Below are 18,578 nucleotides of genomic sequence, written 5' to 3' on the forward strand. Positions count from 1 at the left end.
CGCGGCGACGTGCGAGAGACGAGGCGGATTGGGCACTGACGAGAAGGGATGGACGCGCGCGATCGGCACGGGCCTCCGGCGGCGCACGGCCGCGCTCGCGAGCTGCGCAGTGCTGTCGCTGGGCGCCGAGGCGCTGGCCGCGCCGCAGGCGGGGGCGGCTGAGCCGGCGCCGCAGGCCAGGGCCGCGACGCAGCAGAGTGGGGCGGCCGCGACGCAGGCTGGGGCGGCCGCGACGCAGGCGGGGGCCGCACCGCAGGCGGGGGCCGCGGCGCCCGCGGCGGCGGCGCCACAGCCGGCCCCGGGGGCTCCGCCAGCGCCCCGCGCGGCGGCTGCGGCGGCGCGGCCTCCCGTCGCGGCGCCGCAGGCGCCCAGCGCGAGGCGCCCCCTGCCGGACTACGATGGTCGCCCGGACGAGGGGGCGAGCGTCGGCGACGCGCTCCTCTGGGTGCCGCGCGTCCTGCTCTTCCCCGCCTACCTCGCCAGCGAGTACCTGGTCCGGCGGCCGCTCGGCTACCTCACGGTCGCGGCGGAGCAGGGCGAGTGGATCGAGGAGCTCAAGGACATCTTCACCTTCGGGCCCAACGACACGATTGGCATCATCCCGACGGCGCTCTTCGACTTCGGCTTTCGCGCGAGCGTCGGCGTCTACATCTTCTACGACGACCTGTTCTTCCCGGGCAACGAGCTCCGCGTGCACGCGGCGACGGGCGGCATCGACTGGCTGCGGCTCACGATCGCCGATCGCATCCCGCTCGACGGGCGCGCGTACCTGAAGCTCCGCGGCGAGGCGGACACCCGGCCTGACTGGCTGTTCGCGGGGATCGGCCCGAGGTCCCTGGGGCGCGACTGGGCCCGCTACGCCGCCCACAGCATCCAGGGGAGCGCGACGGTCCACGTCGATTTCGACGCGTTCAGCTTCGTCGAGGCGTACACCGGCGCGAAGACCGTCGATTTCGACGACATCTGCTGCGAGCCGACGGTCGGCTGGCGGGTCGCGAACGGCCGTTATCCGCTGCCTCCCGCGTTCGACACGGGGTACACGGCGTATCGCATCGGGGCCCGGGCCGCGCTCGACTCGCGGCGGCCGCGCCCCGAGCGGGGCCACGGCGTCCGGCTGGAGCTCTCCGGCGAGCACGCCGCCGACCTGGAGCGGCCGCTGCAGAGCCGGTGGCTCCGCTACGGCGGCACGCTGGGCGGGTTCGTCGATCTCACCGGGCACGATCGCATCGTGAGCCTCGTCCTCTCGGCGGCCTTCGCCGACCCGCTCGGCACCGCCGAGGTCCCCTTCACCGAGCTCGTCGAGCTCGGCGGCGGCGCGCCGATGCACGGCTTCCGCGAAGGGCGCCTCCGCGGGCGGAGCGCCGCCGCGGCGACGCTCGAGTACCGATACCCGATCTGGGCGTTCCTCGACGGCACGGTGCAGGTCGCCGCCGGCAACGTGTTCAGCGAGCACCTCCGCGACTTCGAGCTCGACCTGCTGCGCATGTCGTTCGTGCTCGGCCTGCGCACGAGCAGCTCGCGCGACCACTCCTTCGATTTCCTGATCGGCTCGGCGACCGAGACCTTCGAGCAGGGGGCCGGCCTGCAAGAGCTGCGATTGATGGTCGGCGCCAGCCGCGGTTTTTAAGCGAGCGGCGGGGCTCAGAGGCTCAGTCGGGCGCGGTTGGATCGTCCGGTCGCTCGATGCCGACGAGCTTGTAGCCGCGGCGCGGGCCGAGGTCGTAGAGGTGGGCGCGCAGCGGGCCGGGCGCCTGCCCGTTGAGGATGTCGACGATCGCGTAGCGCGAGGGCGCGTCGTCGGGCGCGCCGCCCTGAGCGGCGATGTGCGGGAGCGAGAGGCACACGCGGCCGTCCGGCGAGGGGCGCACGACCGGCCGCGCGCGCAGGGCGAGCGCCTCGCCGGCGTACATCGCGGCCCCGTAGCGGAGATCTTGCGCCCGCGCGACGCCGGTGCGCCGCGCCAGGTCGACGCCGCACAGCTCCGCCGGCGAGGCCACGGCCACGTCGGCGATCGGCGACAGGCGCGTGAGGTACCGCGCCATGATCGCCTGCTTTCGCTGGAGGAGCTTGTCGATCAGCCACGCGGTGTGCCGCGGGGCGGTGAAATCCCCGACCCGCACCGCGGCCTCGACGAGCTCCGGCGTGAAGCGCGCGAGCGTGCGCGCGGCCCAGGCGCCGTCGAGCTCGGTCATGCGCCCGAAGGCCGGGTTGGGGTAGCCGCCCCGCCAGCCCTCCGGCCGGAAGTCGCGGGCGTTGAAGAAGCCGAAGATGTCGCCCTGCGGGTCGCGGGTCGCCCGGTCCCACGGCCGCTCGGGGATGCCGAGCGTGATGAAGTCGAGGAGCACGTACTCGGCGTCGAAGTAGTAGGCGTGGCCGAGGCGCTTCGAGATGCCCTCCCAGTCCCACTCGCTGCCGAAGCAGTCGCCGAGATCGATGTAGTAGTGCCGCACGTGGCCGGGCGATGCGTCCTTGTCGTCCTCGTCCTCGGAGAGCCAGACATCCATCGAGTTCTGCTCGCGCGAGTCGAAGTGGTTGAGCCACGCCGCGAGCAGGCGCCCGCCGCGCAGGTCGCGCCGGTCCTCGTGCGGGATGACGTCGTTCGGGTCGTCCTCCCGGGTCCCGTCGTACTTGAACGGCCCGAGGGCGCGGCCCGGCAGCCAGCGCGAGGCGACCATGCGGACCCGGTCCCCCCGCTTCGCGGCCTTGGCGAGCACGCGGTCGAGCGCCGCCTGATCGAACGGCCTGGAGGTGCCGCTGTTGTCGGTCACGGTGAGCCCGGGCGAGAGCTTCAGGACCGACGGCTTCAGGTAGACCACGGAGTCGCACGGCGCCCAGTAGCCGGCCGCGTGGTAGAGGCGCGCCGCGATCGCGGTGGCGCCGGTCGCCCGCTCGGGCTGCTCCGCGGGATCGGCCTTGAGCATGAACTTGCCGATCCCCTCGACCTTGATCCGGAAGCCGGGGTTGGCGCCGTTCGGCTTGCCCATGTCGATGACCCAGGACCCGTCCGGCGCCTCGGGGTCGAGCGTCTTGTCGCCGCACGGCCCGCTCACGAGCTCCTCGACGGAGAGCGGCCGCTTCCCGATCCGGTTCGTGAACCAGCTCGAGTCCGGCACCTCGTCGACGCTGTTGACGTTGACCGCCTCCCCGCCCGGATCCACGGCGAAGAACCGCGTCACCGGCCGGAAGACGAGGTTGTCGGCGGCGTCCCACGCGAACGACGACTCGTACGGCTCCGGCGTGCAGAGGCGGTGCCGCGGATCGTCTTTGGGCGCCTCGGGATCGGGCCGGCAGGGCAGCGAGACGGGGCTCAGATCGGCGTCGCGCCAGACCGGATCGCGCAGGGGGAACCGGCGCACGTCGCTGCTGCAGGCCGCGCTGAGCAGGGCGAGCAGCGGGAGCGACGAGGTGAGCAGCGCCTTGACCATCGGCCGGGCATGGTACTGGACAGGGCGCCGCTCGGGGCGGTTTTCGACGGCGGTCAGAAGCCTTCTTGGCGGAGCCGCTCGATCACGGCGCGGTAGAAGTCGATATAGAGCCAGGTGTTCCCCTCGCCCGGGCTCTGCCCGAAGAGCTGGCCGATCTCGTCGAAATGGTCGGCGGGGAGACAGCCCCAGAAGCTGCCCCAGCGCGCGTCGCGCGCGCGCACCAGGCCGTCGTTCGGGATCGACTCCCCGAAGCCGCCGTCGAGGATGGTCTCTGTCAGCGAGAGCAGCGGGTGCACCGGATCGAGGCCTTCGTCGAACTGCGCGACGAAGGGCACCGGGGCGAGCGTCGTGCAATCGCGGCCGCCGCGCGCGCGGTCGGTCCTGCCGCCGAAGGAGGCGTAGAACACCCCGGGAGAGTCGGTGTATTTCGCGTTGAACTCCTCGATGCCGGGCGTCGAGAACTGCTCGAGCGACGCGAACACGCTCGTCTCCTCGCCGATCTGGTCGTAGAGCGGCGCCCCGATCGCGTTGAGCAGGTCGTCGAGGACGTCCTGGAGGCGCTCGTCGGCGACGAGCTGGAGCGCGATGTCGGCGATCTTCGACCCGAAGTGCGGCGTGGCGACGGTCACGACGGAGGCGACGAGATCGGGCCGATCGTGCGCGACGACGCGGGCGTCGAGGCCGCCTTGCGAGTGGGCGATGATATTCACCTTCTCGTGGCCCGTCTCGGCGAGGATCTGCTCGATCCGCGCGGTCAGCTGGGCGCCGCGGTATTCGGAGCTGTTGAACGGATCGACGGAGGGCGTGAACACCGCCTCGCCGCCCTCGGCGAGGGTCTGCTTGACGTTGTAGAAGTAGCTGACGTATCCGGCGCCCGCGAAGTCCTCGAATCCGAAGAAGCCGTGGGCGAGCACGATGGGATACGGCGGCCCGAGCTTCGCGGACGACGGCCAGCCGCCCCCCGTCCCGGCCGGGCCGTCCGCGGCGCCCTCCCAGCCGCCCGAGGCGGAGCCGCCGCCTGCCCCCGTGATCACCTCGCCGGTGTCCCACGGTTCGAGCTGCTCCTCCGCCGCGCCGCAGCCGGCGAGGAGCGCCCAGGAGGCGAATATCGCACACCCGGCGAGACCAGCGGACACCCGTCGTCCCCTCGAACGAGCGTCCATGTGAGACTTCCACTTACGCGAACCGCCAACACGCGATGATGACAATGCGGACGAAGAAAGATCCAGCACGACCACCTCCTGCCGGAATCAGCTCAGACTCTGCTGATGGGCAGCTGATGTCAAGTGCTGTCGGAAAACTGAACCATCACGGCGGTCGCGGGGGACCGTCGAGACGGTTAGCGCATTGCGTTGTGAACGGTGGGGTGGATCTCCTGCATTGCGCCACGGGGTTGCGCGGTCGTGCTGGCGCATTGCGTCGCGGGCTGTTGTTGTTTTTCCATGCGGAGGGGCGTGCGGGCTCCGGTAGGTTCGTGGGCCATGCGATCTGTCCAGAGCTCTTTTGTGCTTGTTTTGATGGGTTCCCTGGTCGCTTGTGGCGGCGCGGCGCCTCCTCCGTCGGCGCCGGAGCCTGCGGAGGCCGAGGAGGCGCCGGCGGCGGCGTCGGGCGGCGAGGCGGCGGAGGACGGGGACGGGAAGAAGAAGGAGGAGGACGCGGCGGCGGATGCGTCGAGGCAGATCCCGACGACGTGCGAGCAGAAGGGCGACGTGTGTTTGCCGCCGGCGGCGTTCGTGAAGCGGCTCTGCAGCGGGTTCTATCCGGACGTGGCGCTCAGCCTGTTCGCCAAGGGGTCGCCGTTCACGCGCGGGTACCTCACGCGCGACACCGAGGCGTGGAACGCGTCCGGCGGGTCGTCCTCGAACGACAAGCTGCTGTTCGATGAGGAGGTGCTGATCCTCTATCACCGGGTGCCGGACACGGGGGGCATGGTCGTGAGCGGCGCCGGGGGCGGCTACGACGTGCTGCGCTGGGACGGGACGTGCGCGTCGCTGATGACGGAGGAGGTCCGGCAGCACGTGCCGCCGAAGCCGAAGTTCGCGCCGATCCCGTGGAAGAGCCTGGATGACAAGACGCGCGAGGCGTTCCAGGCCGACGAGAAGGTGGGCAAGATCGTCGCCGAGCGGCGGAGGGAGTGCAAGGGCGCGACGATGGGGGCGGTCAGCGCGAAGTGCGAGAAGGTCGACAAGCAGATGAGCGCGGCGCTGATCGAGTACGTGCGCGGCGGGGGGGCGCTGCCGGCGCCGGGGGCGCTGAAGTGAGGGGGTGAGGCGGGGGGGCTGGGGGGGGCTGGGGGGGGCTGGGGGGGGCCGGGGGGGCCGGGAGGCCCGGGGGGCCTATGAGTGGCGGGCGCATCCGCAGGGGTGGAGGACGCCGGTGGGCCGGGCGCAGCTGGTTGGGGAGGTGCGAAGCCGGACAGGTGGGCGGCACGACCGCAGCCGGCAGGTGGACGGGAGCGCCGCCGGCGGCAGGGCCGACGGAGAGCGGCTACTCCGGCTTGTCCTTGGGGGCCACGTAGTCGGGCGGGAGCTGCGCGGCCTCGTTCCCGGCGCTGAAGAAGTACTTGTCGAGCTCGGTCATCCAGATCCGCTGGCCAGCCTCGGAGATGAGATCGAGGCGGTACTCGTTGATCAGCATCTTCGAGTGCTCCAGCCACATCCGCCACGCCTCCTTCGAGACGTTGTCGTAAATCCGCTTGCCCAGCTCGCCCTTGAGCGGCGGCTTCTCCAGCCCCTCTGCCTCGCGGCCGAGCTTCACGCAGTGGACCATCCTCGTCATAAGCTGCCCGTCTCCTTTTCCTTTTCGCGGGCTTCTTAGCCGAGCCAGGGGGAGCCGTCGAGAGCGGCTGGCGAGCGGGCGGAGGCGGCAGGAAGCGGGGCGGCGGGGGCGAGGGGAGGCGGAGGGAGGCGGAGGGAGGCGGCGGGGGCGGCGCGAGGGGGAAGCGGCGCGAGCGAGGGAAGCGGCGCGAGCGAGGGAAGCGGCGCGAGCGCCGGGGCAGGCGCGAGCGCCGGGGCAGGCGCGAGCGCGAGCAGGTGCAAGCGCGGGAGCAGACGCGGCAGGGCGCAGCGGAGCGAGCGCAGCGCAAGCACGGCGGAGCCGCGGAAGCGGACCGATGCGTGAGGGACGGCGCCGGGGGCAGGCGGAAGAGAGAATGCCCGGAAGAGGCGGATCGACCCGGGCAACCCGAGACCGCGGACCGACGGCCCATGCACGGCGCGCTCAGCGGCAGAGCGATCTGACACGGAGGGGTTGACGGCAGCGCAGTTCCTAGCAATATTCGGTCCGTCTGAACGAACCACGAGGGGGCGATCGGCTTCGACGTGGGGACTGAAGGTCTGTCTGCGTGCTGGCGGCTCCTGCTCCGCCTATCAAGCGGGACGTTACAAGTGCGAACGACAACGCATACGCTGTCGCGGCCTAAGAACCGCTAAGCCATCTGAGGAGGAGGTCGTCCTAGTACTCCAAGGGTGTCAACCACAGGGCTGGGCTGCGTGAGGGTGCCCTCGATAACGCGGCCGAGATTCAGTGAGGGATAGGTCGTAGCCGAATCTACGAACGCCGTCGCCGGCGCATGGCGACTACGCACGTGAACGAAGGTAGACTGGATGCCTTGCGGACCCGGGTTCGATTCCCGGCGCCTCCACCAAGAAGACACGGCGAGAGCCGTGTCTTCTTGCTTTTGTGTGACCTGCGTGTGACCTGATAAATTTCGGCGACGCTGGATTTGGGGCGGGGCCGGCGTGAGCGTGACCACCGGGAGCGGGCGCCGCGGGTGACGCCAGGGTACGAGGCTCCACGGAGCTCCACGGCGGGCGAGCAACTGACACCAGGCCCGCGGGACCAACCCCGGGTCCGTGCTGGCGCAGCCCGGAACCAAGCGAACGGACGCGACGCTGCGGAGATGTGTGCGCAGGTGCGTCCCCTGCCCGGCCGGCCTGCCTCCCCCCACCCTGCCGGCGGCACCCTGCCGAGCGCATGCCCCGTCTTGACACGGGACGGTATCTCCGCTGGCCTTGCAGGATGGGGTGGCCATGGGGGTAGCGCGAGCGGCAGCGAGGACCAGAGAGACCGCTCTGAATGCGGTGCCCGGCCGCGCGAGTAGAAGACTCGGCGGCAGTTGCTGCGACGCCAACGGAAGGGTCGTCTCGTTGTCAATTTTCGCCAACGTTCTGGACTCCAAGCATGACGACGCCGCCCGTACCCTCCACAGAACGCCTCAGCGGAAACCATCGCGCCTGGCGACCCTGACATGTATTACATTTGGAATAGCGCTGCTATCGAGCTTGGTTACTGGACTCGTCCTCAGTGACAGAGCCGCTGTCGTCGCCATCGCTGCGCCAACACTGCCACTCGCCATGGCGTTCGCACGAATCGACCTGTTCCAGGAGATCAAGGGCGCCTCGCAGCATGGGCCCTCGACATCCAGGCCGACCGGGACCCCACTTCTTGCTAGCAGGCCGCCCTGCCTGTGCCCTACGTTCGGAGACGTCATGACCAAGCCCATGAATAGACGCCACGTTCCAAGCGACTCGCCCACACGAGGACCGTTCCTGACCGCGTGGATGATCTTCATGGCCTTCGGCGAAGCGGCCCGGCTGTTTGCGTGCTACATGATCACACGAGGCGACGGCCCCACTCCCTGGTTCAACGCCGTGCATGCCGTCGCCTCTTTGCTCTGCGTCGTTCTCGCATGGCGCTGGAAAGCCATTGGCGTCACCGGCTACATCATCTTGGCCCTCGCGAATCTGTTCTACCAGATGGCCATTGTGCAGCCTCTGGGAGGTCTGGGTAGTGTGGTCCTTGCCGCCGGCCTGTGGCTCGCTGTTCGCAACAAGTGGGCAGCGTTCACGACGTGAGCCTCCCCCACAACCGTTCCCGGGTAACCTGAAGGCCTGACTCATGGGGTCGTGGTCGAGCACCAAAGCTCGCAGTCGTGGCGCGTGTGTACCTATGCCGCCCAACAAGGGCTTGCTCGCCGACGGACAGGCTTCGCCCGCCCGGGGCAGAAGCCCAGGGCGTTAGGCCGCTTACGCGCCGGACGGCTCGACCTCCTTGTCGCTGCTGCGTAAGCGCCCGGCCAAGGGCATCGTGACCGTCCGCGCGGCGCCGGTTGCGGAGACCGCCCATCGTGATCACGCAGATCACGCCATCGTGATCACCGCGATCGCGCATCGTGATCGCCCTCGGAGCGAAGCGACGCTGGTCCGTCGGGGTCTAGGGTTCAGGTCTCGGTGGTCTCCTTGCCCTTGCGGCGCGAGGGGCCCTTCAGCGTGATGCGGTGCGCGTTGTGGACGATGCGGTCGAGCACGGCGTCGGCGATTGTCGGATCTCCGAGATGATCGTGCCACTTTCCGACAGGGATCTGGCTGGTGATGACCGTCGACCGCAGGCCGTGGCGGTCCTCGAAGACCTCGAGCAAGTCGCGGCGCTCCTGGTCCTTGAGCGGGGCGAGCCCCCAGTCGTCGAGCACGAGCACGTCGATCTTCGCCAGCCGCCCCAGCAGGCGCGTGTACGTCCCGTCGGCGTGCGCCAGGGCGAGTTCCTCCAGCAGGCGCGGCACGCGACGGTAGAGCGCGCGGAAGCCAGCGCGGCACGCCTGATGCGCCAGCGCGCAGCCCAGGTAGCTCTTGCCCACGCCCGTCATCCCGGTGATGAGCACGTTGGCGTGGTCGACGATCCAGCGACCCGACGAGAGCTGGCGGATCTGTGCCCGATCGAGCTCCCGCTTCGGCGCGTAGTCGATGTCCTCGAGGCACGCGCTCGGGATCCGCAGCTTCGCCTCGCGCAAGAGCCGCCCGATCCGCTTGTTGTCACGGGCCATGTGCTCGGCGTCGACGAGCAGCGCAAAGCGGCCGTCGAAGTCGAGCTCGGCCATCGCGGCGTCAGTCCGCTGCGCCACCCAGGTGTTCGCCATGACGTAGAGGTGAAGGCTCTTGAGCTTCTCGAGCGTGGGTTCGGTCAACACGTCGTTCTCCATCAGTTGAGGTAGTAGTCACGGCCACGGATGTTCTCGTGGTCGATGGGTTGGGGGGCGACGGGGGCCCCGTCATCATGAGCAAGCGGCACGCGATCGAGCCCGTTCTTCAGGATCGACTCGATGTGCCGGTAGGATCGGGCGCGGACGCGCCCGGCGCGCTCGCAGGCGGCCTCCAGCCGCTCCTGGCCGTAGCGCTTGCCGAGGCGCAGCAGGCCCAGGCAGGAGCGGAAGCCCTGTTCGGGGTGGGGCCGCTCGGCCAGGATCGCCGCGCAGAGCTGCCGGGTTGCCGGGCCGATCTTCTCGGCCCACGCCAGCAGGCGCGAGGGCGTCCACTCTGCGTGCGCCCGGTGGGCGCTCGGCATGTGCTCACGCAGGGTCGAGTGCTTGCCGCGCGCTCGCGAGCGGGGGTGCGACGCGATCCGGCGGCTGTGCAGCAGGACCTCGACCGTCGCGACCGTCGCCCTGATCCAGACCTCCTGGTGCACGTGCGCATACGGCACCGAGTAGAAGTGGTCATCGAAGACCACGTGGTAGTCGATGTTGACACGCGCCTTCTTCCACTCGGCGTACTCGAAAGCCTCAGCAGGCAGGGCGGCGAGCGCTGGCCTCTCGAGCTTCTCGAAGAGCTCTCTCCGGCTCTCCCCGTAGCGCTTCATCACACGGCTGTTGATGTCGACCAGCAGCTCGGTGATGCGCGCGTTAAGCGCTGCGAGCGAGTGAAACACCTCGTTGCGAATACGGGCAAGAATCCACCGCTCGACGACCTGCACGGCGACCTCGACCTTGGCCTTGTCGCGCGGATGCTTCGGTCGCGCGGGCAGCACCGTCGTGCCGTAGTGCGCGGCCATCTCCTCGTACGTCCGCTGTACCTGCGGCTCGTACCGGCAGGCGCGCGTGACGCCGCTCTTGAGCTGGTCGCACACGACGGCGCGCGTGACACCGCCGAAGAACGCGAACGCGCGGCAGTGGCTTCCGATCCAGTCGGGTCCTCTCTGGCTGCGCGTCGCCTCGGCATACGTGTAGCTGGAGGCGCCCAGCACGGCGACGAACAGCTCGACCTGGGTGACGCCGCCGGTGGCAGCGTCCACGAGGGTCGGCTTCGTAAGCGCTGCGCGAAGCGCCGTAGCCCCCAACGTCGGTCAGCTGGTGCAGGATGGGCGCGATGGAACCGGCCCGGTCAGCTCGTCGCGCGCTGCTCTTCCGCGGGAAACGGGGGCGGGACGGTGATCGGCCCGAGGGGCAGCTTCATCTCTTCGGCGACGAGGCGAGCGCGGGTGCGCGCCCAGTATCGGGGGGCGAGCTCGAGGTAGCGCTCACGCGGCCAGTAGGGCATCACGCGGATGACGTCGGCGAGGTAGGCCTCGGGGTCGAGGTGGTGGAGCTTGCAGCTCGCGACCAGCGAGAAGAGGTTGGCGGCGGCGGAGGCGTGGTCGTCGCTGCCGAAGAACAGCCATGCCTTCCTCGCAACAGCGAAGACCCGATCATTCTGCCCATGTCGACCTGCGCTGCGTGGTGCACTACCGTTGGCACCCGGCGTATGGCGAGCGGGTTCAGGTGTCCTACCGTGAGCACCGCCAAGGCGAGCTCGTCGCCGTCTGCGAGATGGGTGACGGTACGCGGGAAGTCCTGCCTGCTTGGATGCTCGACCGCGTCGCATGCGCGCGGATGAGCATCGGCGCCGCTCGGCCCAATGTTCAAGCGTTGATAGACCTCCGCGGCCTGCTCGACGACCTCCGTTTCCGCTGCGCTCCCCCAGCACCCGACCATGGTTCGACCGATGACCAGGAGGGGAACCATGAAGCCGATCCAAGCGCCGCTGCCGCCATCGACAACGACGCCGCCGCCGAGCCAGCGACCATGCCTGCCGCCCGAGGCTTCCGCCGAGAGCGTCGAAATTCTCGCAGAAATCCTCCTCAGCGCGGCCGGCAGCATGCGCCGCAAGGCGCAGGAGGTAAGCGATGAAGCCAAGTGACCTTCCGCAGAGCGTGGTAGAGCGCCGAGCCGTCGTCTACGTGCGGCAGTCGACCGGCGTGCAGGTGCACGACAACCAAGAGAGCCTGCGTCGGCAGTACGATCTCGCTGAGCTGGCCCGTTCGTACGGGTTTCGCGATGTAGTCACTATTGATACGGACCTCGGTCGCTCCGCCAGCGGTACGACCGAACGGCCTGGATTTCAGGCACTGGTGGCCCAGGTATGCGAAGGAGGCGTTGGAGCTATCTTCTGCCTGGAAGCGTCCCGCCTGGCTCGCAATGGGCGCGACTGGCACCATCTTCTCGAGCTTTGCGGCCTTGTGGGGTCCCGGGTGATCGACGCCGAGGGCGTGTACGATCCGAGCCATCCCGACGATCGACTGCTGCTTGGGCTCAAGGGCACCATGAGCGAGTTCGAGCTCACGGTGATGCGCCAGCGCTTGGTCGAAGGAGCTGTTTCGAAGGCACGTCGAGGCGAGCTCCGCGTCGCGGCGCCGGTCGGGTACGTCTGGTCGAAGGAGACGGGACTGGACCTGGATCCGGACCGCCGCGTCCAGGAGGCTGTCCGGACGGTATTCCGCTTCTTTTCTCGGTTGGGCAGTGCGAGGCAGGTGCTACTCGCGATGTGCCGTGATCATATACTCTTTCCGCGCCCCGAGGACCCCAAGCGACCGGGCCGCGTGGAGTGGAGGGCGCCGGCATACCGCAACATCATCGCCATATTACAAAGCCCGTTCTACGCCGGTGCTTACGTCTATGGCAAGTCCGAGCATCGAACCCGCCTGGTCGATGGAAGACTGCATACGACCTACGGCCACGAGCGCCCCATGGACAAATGGACCGTGCTGCTGCGGGAACACCATCGCGGCTACATCACGTGGGCCAGATTCGAGCAAAATCAGCAGTGCCTCGCCAGAAACGCCTTTCGCAAGGCCGCTGGGGGCGCCAAATCAGGCCGCGGTGGCCGCGCCTTGCTCTCGGGGCTCTTACGGTGCCGCCGGTGCGGCCGCATGCTGGGAGTAACCTATGTAGGCCGCAGCCCCGGCGTGGCGCGGTACGCCTGTCGCGTCGGTCATACGATGCATGGCCTCCAACCATGCATCACCTTTGGTGCTCCGAGGCCTGATCTTGCCGTTGGTCGCGAGCTCTTGGCCGCGGTAGAACCCCTGGCGATCGATGCTGCCATCCAGGCAGAGCAGCGAGCGAGGCAGGGCATGAGCGAGCGGAGGCGTGCGTTGGAGCTGGAACGACAACAAGCCGCGTATGAGGTGCGCTTGGCCGCTCGCCGCTACGAGGCGGTCGATCCGGACAATCGGCTTGTTGCCGCGGAGCTTGAGGCGCGGTGGAATACTGCTCTTGCGCACCTGCACGACTGTGATGCCCGCTTGGCCGCGGACGTGACCGAGCCAGGCGCGGTGCCTGATCGTGCGACGCTGCTTCGACTCGCTGGCGACCTGACGGCGGCGTGGAACGCGCCAACGACGACGATGGCCATGAAGCAGCGACTCGTGCACGCGCTGATCGAGGAGATCGTCGCCGATGTCGATGAAGCTACGCGCGAGGTCGTGCTGCTCATTCACTGGCGCGGTGGGCAGCACTCGGAACTGCGCGTCCGCAAGCCAGCGCCAGGAGAGCACAACCGACGTGCTCCCGAGCAAGCCGATCAAGTGATCCGCTCCATGGCCACCCGCTGGTCCGACGAGCACATCGCCGCAACCCTCAACCGGATGGGCCTGCGGACGGGCCAGAACAATTTCTGGAATGCCCGTAACGTCCAATCCTACCGAAGGACGGCGGGCATCGCCGCCTACCAATCGGCGCACAAGGACGGTCGATGCCTTACGATGCATGAGGCGGCCCGCGTGCTCAAGGTGACCGACCATGTCATCCGCAAGCTGATCCGACAGGGAACTCTCCCGGCACACCAAGTTGTCAAAGATGCGCCCTGGCAGATCATGTTCGACGACCTACGCTCGCCCGCAGTTCTGGAAGCGTTAAGCCGCCGTCGCGTGCTCTACCGGCGCCCGTGTCGAGAAGTGCGCGGTAGCAAAAGGCGAACGATTACGACCACTTGAAGGAGTGACGCACAATGACCCCCCCATCGCCTCTCTGCGAAGCTCGAGCTCGCTCCGGTTGTTGTCCGGACGGAGCCGACCATCGTCGAGGAAGCGGGTGAGCGCGGTCCACTGGTTCAGCGCGTAGCCGACGGCGATGGCGATGGGGCTCTTCGGCAGCACGAGCAGGTCCTGCGCCTGCAGCCACCCGCGGAACGCATCGAGCACGGGCTCGGCGGCCTTCCGACGCTGCTCCGTTCGACGGCTCGGAGGCAGTTCCTTGGTCGCCTTGTCGATGGTGTAGAGCTGGTGAATGAAGCCGATGGCCGTCGTCGCCCGCTCCCGGTCGGGCACGGGGTTCCACGAGAGGGCTCTCCGGGGCGATGAGGCGAAGCAGGCTGCGGGCAGGCCGAACCGCGGCGTTCGGTCAGGAGCCGTTCGTGGCGAGAAGCTCCCGGGCGTCGATGACGACCGCGGCTTTGCGGAGCCAGCGGTCCAGCTCGGCAAGGTCGGTGCTCACGAGGATGCGCTCCCGCACGACGGCGGGGACCTCCAGCCTGCGGGCCTCGAGCACGGCGAGCACGTCGTGCGCCTCGGTGGGGCTCCCCTGCGATTGCGTCACCCGCGAGGCTTCGCCGATCTCCGACGCCGCCATCTCGGGCAACTCGCGGCGATCCTCGCGGCCGGCGCGCTGCCCATCGCGCTGCACCCCAGGTTTTGGCTCACTGGCGTGCGCGTGACGGTGTTGGGAGCGATGCTCGTCTTCTGGCTGGTGTGCTGGTACCAGAGGTTCCGGTACGACTGAGCGTGGATCTCGTGTCCAGCAGGCGCGAGCTCCAGAGCCGGACCGTCGATGCTGCTGCCCGTCTCCTGCTGCTCAGTCAGTCGTCCGATTCGCCCGTCAGTTCTTGACGAACCCGTTGAAGAGCCCGATGCACATCTCGTCGAGCGAGCTCTCACCGAGGACGATATCCCTCGGCGCGGTGAGGTTCTCCTCCTTGAGCGCCCTCCGCACGAAGGGGTTGTCCATCGTGTTGTCGTAGAGGCAACGCAAGCTCATGACATCGCCGGTCTTCAGGACGGGGAGCTCCTCGATCGGCGCGTCGATGGTGTACGTCTGCTGCCAGTTGAAGTCCCACTTCGGCGTCTGGACCACGCACTCCTCGGCCGGATCGCCGCCCTGCGGGCTCGGGCGCTCGACGTCGACCTTCATGTCGGTCCCGACATAGTGCATGTGGGTCATCGCGCTGTAGAGCCGGATGCCATCCACCAGCGACTCCCCCATGAACGTCTCGGGGAGCGTCATCTTCATGACCTCGGTGTGATCCTTGGTCCCCGCCGGGACGAAGAACTCGACCCCTTCCCTGTCGTTGGGCCCCGGCTGGAGGCCATCGCCGTTCGGGAATTGCGAGCGGAAGTTGCCGAACGCCACGAAGACGACCCTGTACTCCGGGGGCTCCGGGAGGAACCGCAGCTGGATCTTTGTCGCGTCCGGCTCGGCAGCGGCGCCCGCCGGGTGGTAATGGACCTGCATCACCAGCCTCGAGCCCGCGCGGACGAGGAAGCCGGCGTTGGACGGGAACTCGGTCGGACGCCCGCCGGGCACCCACACGCCGAGGACCTGGCTGTCCTGGACACCGGCGCTGCCAAAACACTCGTAGCCGCCGTCGGCGTCGGCCATGGCGTCGCTCTCCGCGTGCGGGTCGGTGAAGACCACCACGTGGTGGACGACCTTCGAGTTCCCCGGGACCACGTTCATGCCGTTCACGAACGTGTCCTCCGTGAGCTTCGGATCCATCACGAAGCAGCGGAACTGGTCCTCGTCGCCGCCCGTCACGTACGGCCTCGCGGGCTCGATGGTGGCGCTGACGCCCTCGAGGCCATGGATCCCCGACGCGTCGAGCGCCGGGGGCGCGTACGCGGGGTCGCCCTCGGGGGCGCCGGCGGCATGCCAGGCCTCGAGCGTCGCGAGCTCCGCGTCGGAGAGCCTGCTGTCGTCCTTCCAGCCGAACCGCGGCGTGCACTCGTCCGTCTCGATCGCGCCCCAGGGCGGCATCGTCCGGTCCTGCGTCACCGCCACGATCCGGCTCGAGACCTGCTTCACGTCCGCGTACTCGGTCAGGCTGAAGGGCGCGATCTCGCCGGGCGAGTGGCAGCCCTGGCAGCGCTTCTGCAGGATGGGCGCCACGTCCTTGTGGAACGTCGGCCCCGCCGTGGGGCCCTCGACCAGCGGATTCGTGCCCTCAGGCTCGCTGCCGCAGCCCATGATGGGAACGAGCAAGGCGAGAACGAACCTCCAAGGCCTGTTGATCATCGTCATTATCTCCTCTTCTTCCACGCGTGATGAAGACACGAAGGAATGCTGCCTGCCTGGGCGCCTCTCGCCCCTGCCGCTCCGCAAACACCTCTCGCGACCAGGGGCCCGCGGCGGGGCGCAACCTCGCGGCCGGCGCGCGGCGCGCGGCGCGCCCCCGGCTCAGCAGAGGAGCGGCCAATCCCCTCGCGGCGCGCCGGCGGCCTACCTGCTCGCCGAGGCGCCGGTCAGAAAGAGCGCAGCGGTCCGCTGGAGCGCCGTGCCGAGCGGCAACGCCGGCTCGGCGAGCCACGCGATCGTCGTCGTGAACAGCTGACCGAGCAGGATGCTGCAGAGCCACTCCATCGGGAGCGCGCGGCCGAGCTCGCCGCGATCGGCCGCGAGGCGGAACCGCTCGGTGAGCAGGCGCCCGACCGGGCTCATCTCCGCGGGGGGCGTGCGCACCATGCCCTTGCGGATCATCGCCGCGGCGAGATCCGGGACGAGCAAGCTGTCGCGCTCCCACTCCAGGCTGAACGCGGCGCACAGCGTGTCCAGCAACACTCGCAGCGGCGCGTCCGCGGGGAGCGCCGAGAGCGCGGCGACGACGCGCTGATCGAGCTCCCGGTGGTGCTGGAAGAGCACGTCGTCCTTGGTCGGGAAATGAAAGTAAAAGGAACCGTGGCTGACGCCCGCCGACCGGGCGATATCCTCGATGCGGGCGGTCGCGAAGCCGTCGCGCCGGAAGACGGCGATGGCCGCCTCGTAGATGCGCTGCCGGGTATCCTCGCGCTGGCGATCCCGCACCGTGGAGCCAGCCTTCACCGGACGAGGAGTCATGAACCGATGCCGCCTTCGCGCGAGATCTATCGGAGAACCCGACTCCGCTCCAGCGCAGATCGTCCGTTCCCAGCTGATCGATCTGCATACTGACATTCGTCATTGACGTTTGTCAATGACCGGGCGCGGGGCCGGCGTCAACAAGGAAGGCCTTGGTCCGGGCGTCCGGTCATGCCCGAGGCACGCCTGCGGCCGAGGCCGGGGGTGCTGGCCGCCTCGGCTTCCGACATGGCAGGATCGATGTCGATGGCTCATCGCGTACGACCTGCTGCCGCCGGACTGACCACCATGGCGTCCGTGAGCACCACCGAGCTCCTCGCGCGCTTCGATGCCCAGATGCGCCGGGATCTCCCGCCTCCCAGCCCGGCATGGCGCGTCGAGCGCGACGGCCGCGTGGTGCGGTGGGTGTCGCCTCCGGAGCTGCCATGGGGCTGCGGCGTGCAATGGAGCGAGCTGGACGAGGACACCGCGGACGGCGCCATCGCCGAGCAGGTGTCGTACTTCGCCGGGCTGGCGCGCCGCTTCGAGTGGAAGACCTTCGGCCACGACCGCCCCGCGGATCTCGGAGCGCGGCTGCGCGCCGCCGGGCTCGAGGCGGGGGACGATGAGGCGCTGCTCATCGGGGCCGTCGACGAGGTCGCCGTGACGACCGCCGGCGCGGCGCCGCCCCCGGGGATCACCGTGCGCTGTCTCGACAACGGCGAGCCGCTCGACGGGATCGCCGCGTTGCAGTCCGCCGTCTGGGGCGGGGACTGGGACTGGCTCGTCACCGAGCTGCGGCAGGAGCGAGAAGCCGATCCAAGGGGGCTATCCATCCACGTCGCGGAGGCGCAAGGTCAGATCGTCTGCGCCGCTTGGGCGCGCTTCCATCGAGGCACCGAGTTCGCGAGCCTGTGGGGCGGCAGCACGCTGCAGGCGTGGCGCGGGCGCGGGATCTATCGAAGCCTCGTCGCGCGGCGCGCCGCGCAGGCCCGAGAGCGCGGGCTGCGCTATCTGCAGGTGGATGCCTCGCCGGACAGCCGTCCGATCCTGGAACGGATGGGGTTGCGCGTCGTCTCGACCACCAGGCCTTACGTGTGGAGCCCGCCGTCCCCGTGAGCCCCCGCGCGTGACACCGCCGCTCGCGCGGCTGGCACGCGATTCTCCGCGAGCTGTCGAGCGCCGACGGCGGTGTCCCGTCGCTCCCCCGCGCGGCCCGCGCCCTCGGCACGACGGAGCGGACCTTGCGCCGGCACCTGGAAGCCGAGGGGACCAGCTTCCGACGCCTCGTCGACGACGTCCGCCGCGAGCGCGCCGGCAGCCTGCTCCGGAGGGATCAGCGAGGCAGGCCCTGAGCTCCCGCACGCGCTCGATCCTTTCTCGGGCTCGCTCGGGGAAATCCAGGCTCGGCCGCGCCATGGCCTCTCTGCTTACCTGCGTGGACATGGACGCTCCGCCTGCGGGTCAAGAGGATCCCTGCCAAAGCGACGACGGTGAGCATGGCCGAATGCCACACGATCGGGCCATCGTGCCCGCCCTGGGCGCCAAGGGTGACGAGCGCCGTCACCGCGACGACGGCGGTAGAGCCAAACGGGACGACAGCGTGGAGGATCGCCCCCAGGCCACGGAATCGCCGGAGCTCGTCGCTGCCAATCCCCTTGTAAACATCGCAATTGTCACGATCCTTCTGCAACAGCCGATCGCTCTTCTTGTTCATGCCGGCACCGCACGGGTTTGGGGCCGGAGGTACGAGCAGGACAGCCATCATGCACCATGTTCGGCTGCTGCTCGTAAGAGCACGCCGGTCAGACGGAGCCGACCGGAGCGCCCCTCGGCCCCGTTGATATGCATTCTGTCTCGGAAGGACATTTCCTCGACTTCCGAGACCAAAGCCTGCGCGTCGTGGTCGAACAGGACTGCTCCGCAGATACGGGCGGACTCTCTTGCTGGCATATCATCGGGTCCCTCGCTCACTCCTGCGCGGAGGCGATCTCCGCGATCGGCCTCACCGCAATCGACGAGCGAGCCGCGTATTTTCA

The 18,578-nt window shown here is 69.2% G+C and carries 17 protein-coding genes and 1 other RNA gene; 7 read left to right on the forward strand and 11 right to left on the reverse strand.

Annotated features, from left to right (window positions below; genetic code table 11):
- Positions 1–28: 28 nt before the first annotated feature.
- A complete protein-coding gene (locus tag WMF20_RS36725) occupies positions 29–1,627 on the forward strand; it encodes a BamA/TamA family outer membrane protein (RefSeq protein ID WP_437606439.1) in 1,599 nt (532 codons plus the stop codon).
- 22 nt (positions 1,628–1,649) lie between these two features.
- Here WMF20_RS36725 and WMF20_RS36730 read toward each other — a convergent pair whose 3' ends face one another.
- Together WMF20_RS36730 and WMF20_RS36735 are read right to left on the reverse strand one after the other, a co-directional pair.
- Positions 1,650–3,425, reverse strand: coding sequence for a hypothetical protein (locus WMF20_RS36730; RefSeq protein WP_437606440.1), 1,776 nt, complete (start codon positions 3,423–3,425; stop codon positions 1,650–1,652).
- A gap of 53 nt (positions 3,426–3,478) precedes the next feature.
- Positions 3,479–4,561, reverse strand: a complete 1,083-nt coding sequence (locus tag WMF20_RS36735; protein WP_129578651.1) for an esterase/lipase family protein — start codon at positions 4,559–4,561, stop codon at positions 3,479–3,481.
- A gap of 381 nt (positions 4,562–4,942) precedes the next feature.
- On the opposite strand from WMF20_RS36735, the gene WMF20_RS36740 reads away from it, so the two are divergent.
- Positions 4,943–5,686: a hypothetical protein gene (locus tag WMF20_RS36740; protein WP_437606442.1), complete on the forward strand. Its 744-nt coding sequence runs from the start codon at positions 4,943–4,945 to the stop codon at positions 5,684–5,686.
- 226 nt (positions 5,687–5,912) lie between these two features.
- Here the strand turns inward: WMF20_RS36740 and WMF20_RS36745 are convergent, their stop codons facing one another.
- The gene (locus WMF20_RS36745) at positions 5,913–6,203 is read right to left on the reverse strand and encodes an oxidative damage protection protein (protein ID WP_129578653.1); all 291 of its coding nucleotides are present in this window, start codon (positions 6,201–6,203) and stop codon (positions 5,913–5,915) included.
- 523 nt (positions 6,204–6,726) lie between these two features.
- Here WMF20_RS36745 and ssrA point away from each other — a divergent pair.
- Together ssrA and WMF20_RS36755 are read left to right on the forward strand one after the other, a co-directional pair.
- Positions 6,727–7,071: a transfer-messenger RNA gene (gene ssrA, locus WMF20_RS36750) on the forward strand.
- Positions 7,072–7,915: 844 nt separating this feature from the next.
- Positions 7,916–8,281 (forward strand): hypothetical protein, encoded by a 366-nt coding sequence (locus WMF20_RS36755; protein WP_437606443.1) that lies wholly within the window; start codon positions 7,916–7,918, stop codon positions 8,279–8,281.
- Positions 8,282–8,646: 365 nt separating this feature from the next.
- Here the strand turns inward: WMF20_RS36755 and istB are convergent, their stop codons facing one another.
- From istB to WMF20_RS36770, 3 genes are all read right to left on the reverse strand, one after another.
- Positions 8,647–9,390: an IS21-like element helper ATPase IstB gene (gene istB, locus WMF20_RS36760; protein WP_437606444.1), complete on the reverse strand. Its 744-nt coding sequence runs from the start codon at positions 9,388–9,390 to the stop codon at positions 8,647–8,649.
- A gap of 11 nt (positions 9,391–9,401) precedes the next feature.
- On the reverse strand, positions 9,402–10,490 hold the full coding sequence (gene istA / locus WMF20_RS36765) for an IS21 family transposase (protein WP_165374379.1): 1,089 nt from the start codon (positions 10,488–10,490) through the stop codon (positions 9,402–9,404).
- 89 nt (positions 10,491–10,579) lie between these two features.
- Entirely contained in the window at positions 10,580–11,059 is a 480-nt protein-coding gene (locus tag WMF20_RS36770) for a transposase domain-containing protein (protein WP_129578656.1), read from the reverse strand.
- Between the two features lie 138 nt (positions 11,060–11,197).
- Between WMF20_RS36770 and WMF20_RS36775 the strand changes: the two genes are divergently transcribed.
- Complete coding sequence (locus tag WMF20_RS36775) at positions 11,198–11,374, forward strand: hypothetical protein (RefSeq protein ID WP_165373952.1); 177 nt, start codon at positions 11,198–11,200, stop codon at positions 11,372–11,374.
- Positions 11,361–13,448, forward strand: a complete 2,088-nt coding sequence (locus WMF20_RS36780) for a recombinase family protein (RefSeq protein ID WP_437606445.1) — start codon at positions 11,361–11,363, stop codon at positions 13,446–13,448. The genes WMF20_RS36775 and WMF20_RS36780 overlap by 14 nt, the downstream gene beginning before the upstream one ends.
- On the opposite strand, the gene WMF20_RS36785 is transcribed toward WMF20_RS36780, so the two are convergent.
- The 4 genes from WMF20_RS36785 to WMF20_RS36800 form a co-directional block, all read right to left on the reverse strand.
- Positions 13,368–13,934 (reverse strand): IS66 family transposase, encoded by a 567-nt coding sequence (locus WMF20_RS36785; RefSeq protein WP_437606446.1) that lies wholly within the window; start codon positions 13,932–13,934, stop codon positions 13,368–13,370. The two genes, WMF20_RS36780 and WMF20_RS36785, sit on opposite strands and share 81 nt — an antisense overlap.
- A complete protein-coding gene (locus WMF20_RS36790) occupies positions 13,855–14,082 on the reverse strand; it encodes a hypothetical protein (RefSeq protein WP_437617201.1) in 228 nt (75 codons plus the stop codon). The genes WMF20_RS36785 and WMF20_RS36790 overlap by 80 nt, the downstream gene beginning before the upstream one ends.
- 246 nt (positions 14,083–14,328) lie before the next feature.
- Positions 14,329–15,708: a hypothetical protein gene (locus WMF20_RS36795; RefSeq protein WP_437606447.1), complete on the reverse strand. Its 1,380-nt coding sequence runs from the start codon at positions 15,706–15,708 to the stop codon at positions 14,329–14,331.
- A gap of 237 nt (positions 15,709–15,945) precedes the next feature.
- A complete protein-coding gene (locus tag WMF20_RS36800; RefSeq protein ID WP_165374380.1) occupies positions 15,946–16,560 on the reverse strand; it encodes a TetR/AcrR family transcriptional regulator in 615 nt (204 codons plus the stop codon).
- A 297-nt stretch (positions 16,561–16,857) separates the two neighbouring features.
- On the opposite strand from WMF20_RS36800, the gene WMF20_RS36805 reads away from it, so the two are divergent.
- Entirely contained in the window at positions 16,858–17,658 is an 801-nt protein-coding gene (locus WMF20_RS36805; protein WP_437606448.1) for a GNAT family N-acetyltransferase, read from the forward strand.
- Positions 17,659–17,875: 217 nt separating this feature from the next.
- Here the strand turns inward: WMF20_RS36805 and WMF20_RS36810 are convergent, their stop codons facing one another.
- Positions 17,876–18,256, reverse strand: a complete 381-nt coding sequence (locus WMF20_RS36810; protein ID WP_437606449.1) for a hypothetical protein — start codon at positions 18,254–18,256, stop codon at positions 17,876–17,878.
- Positions 18,257–18,578 lie beyond the last annotated feature (322 nt).

This window comes from Sorangium sp. So ce834, from assembly GCF_051521425.1.
GTDB classification, from domain to species: domain Bacteria; phylum Myxococcota_A; class Polyangia; order Polyangiales; family Polyangiaceae; genus Sorangium; species Sorangium cellulosum_D.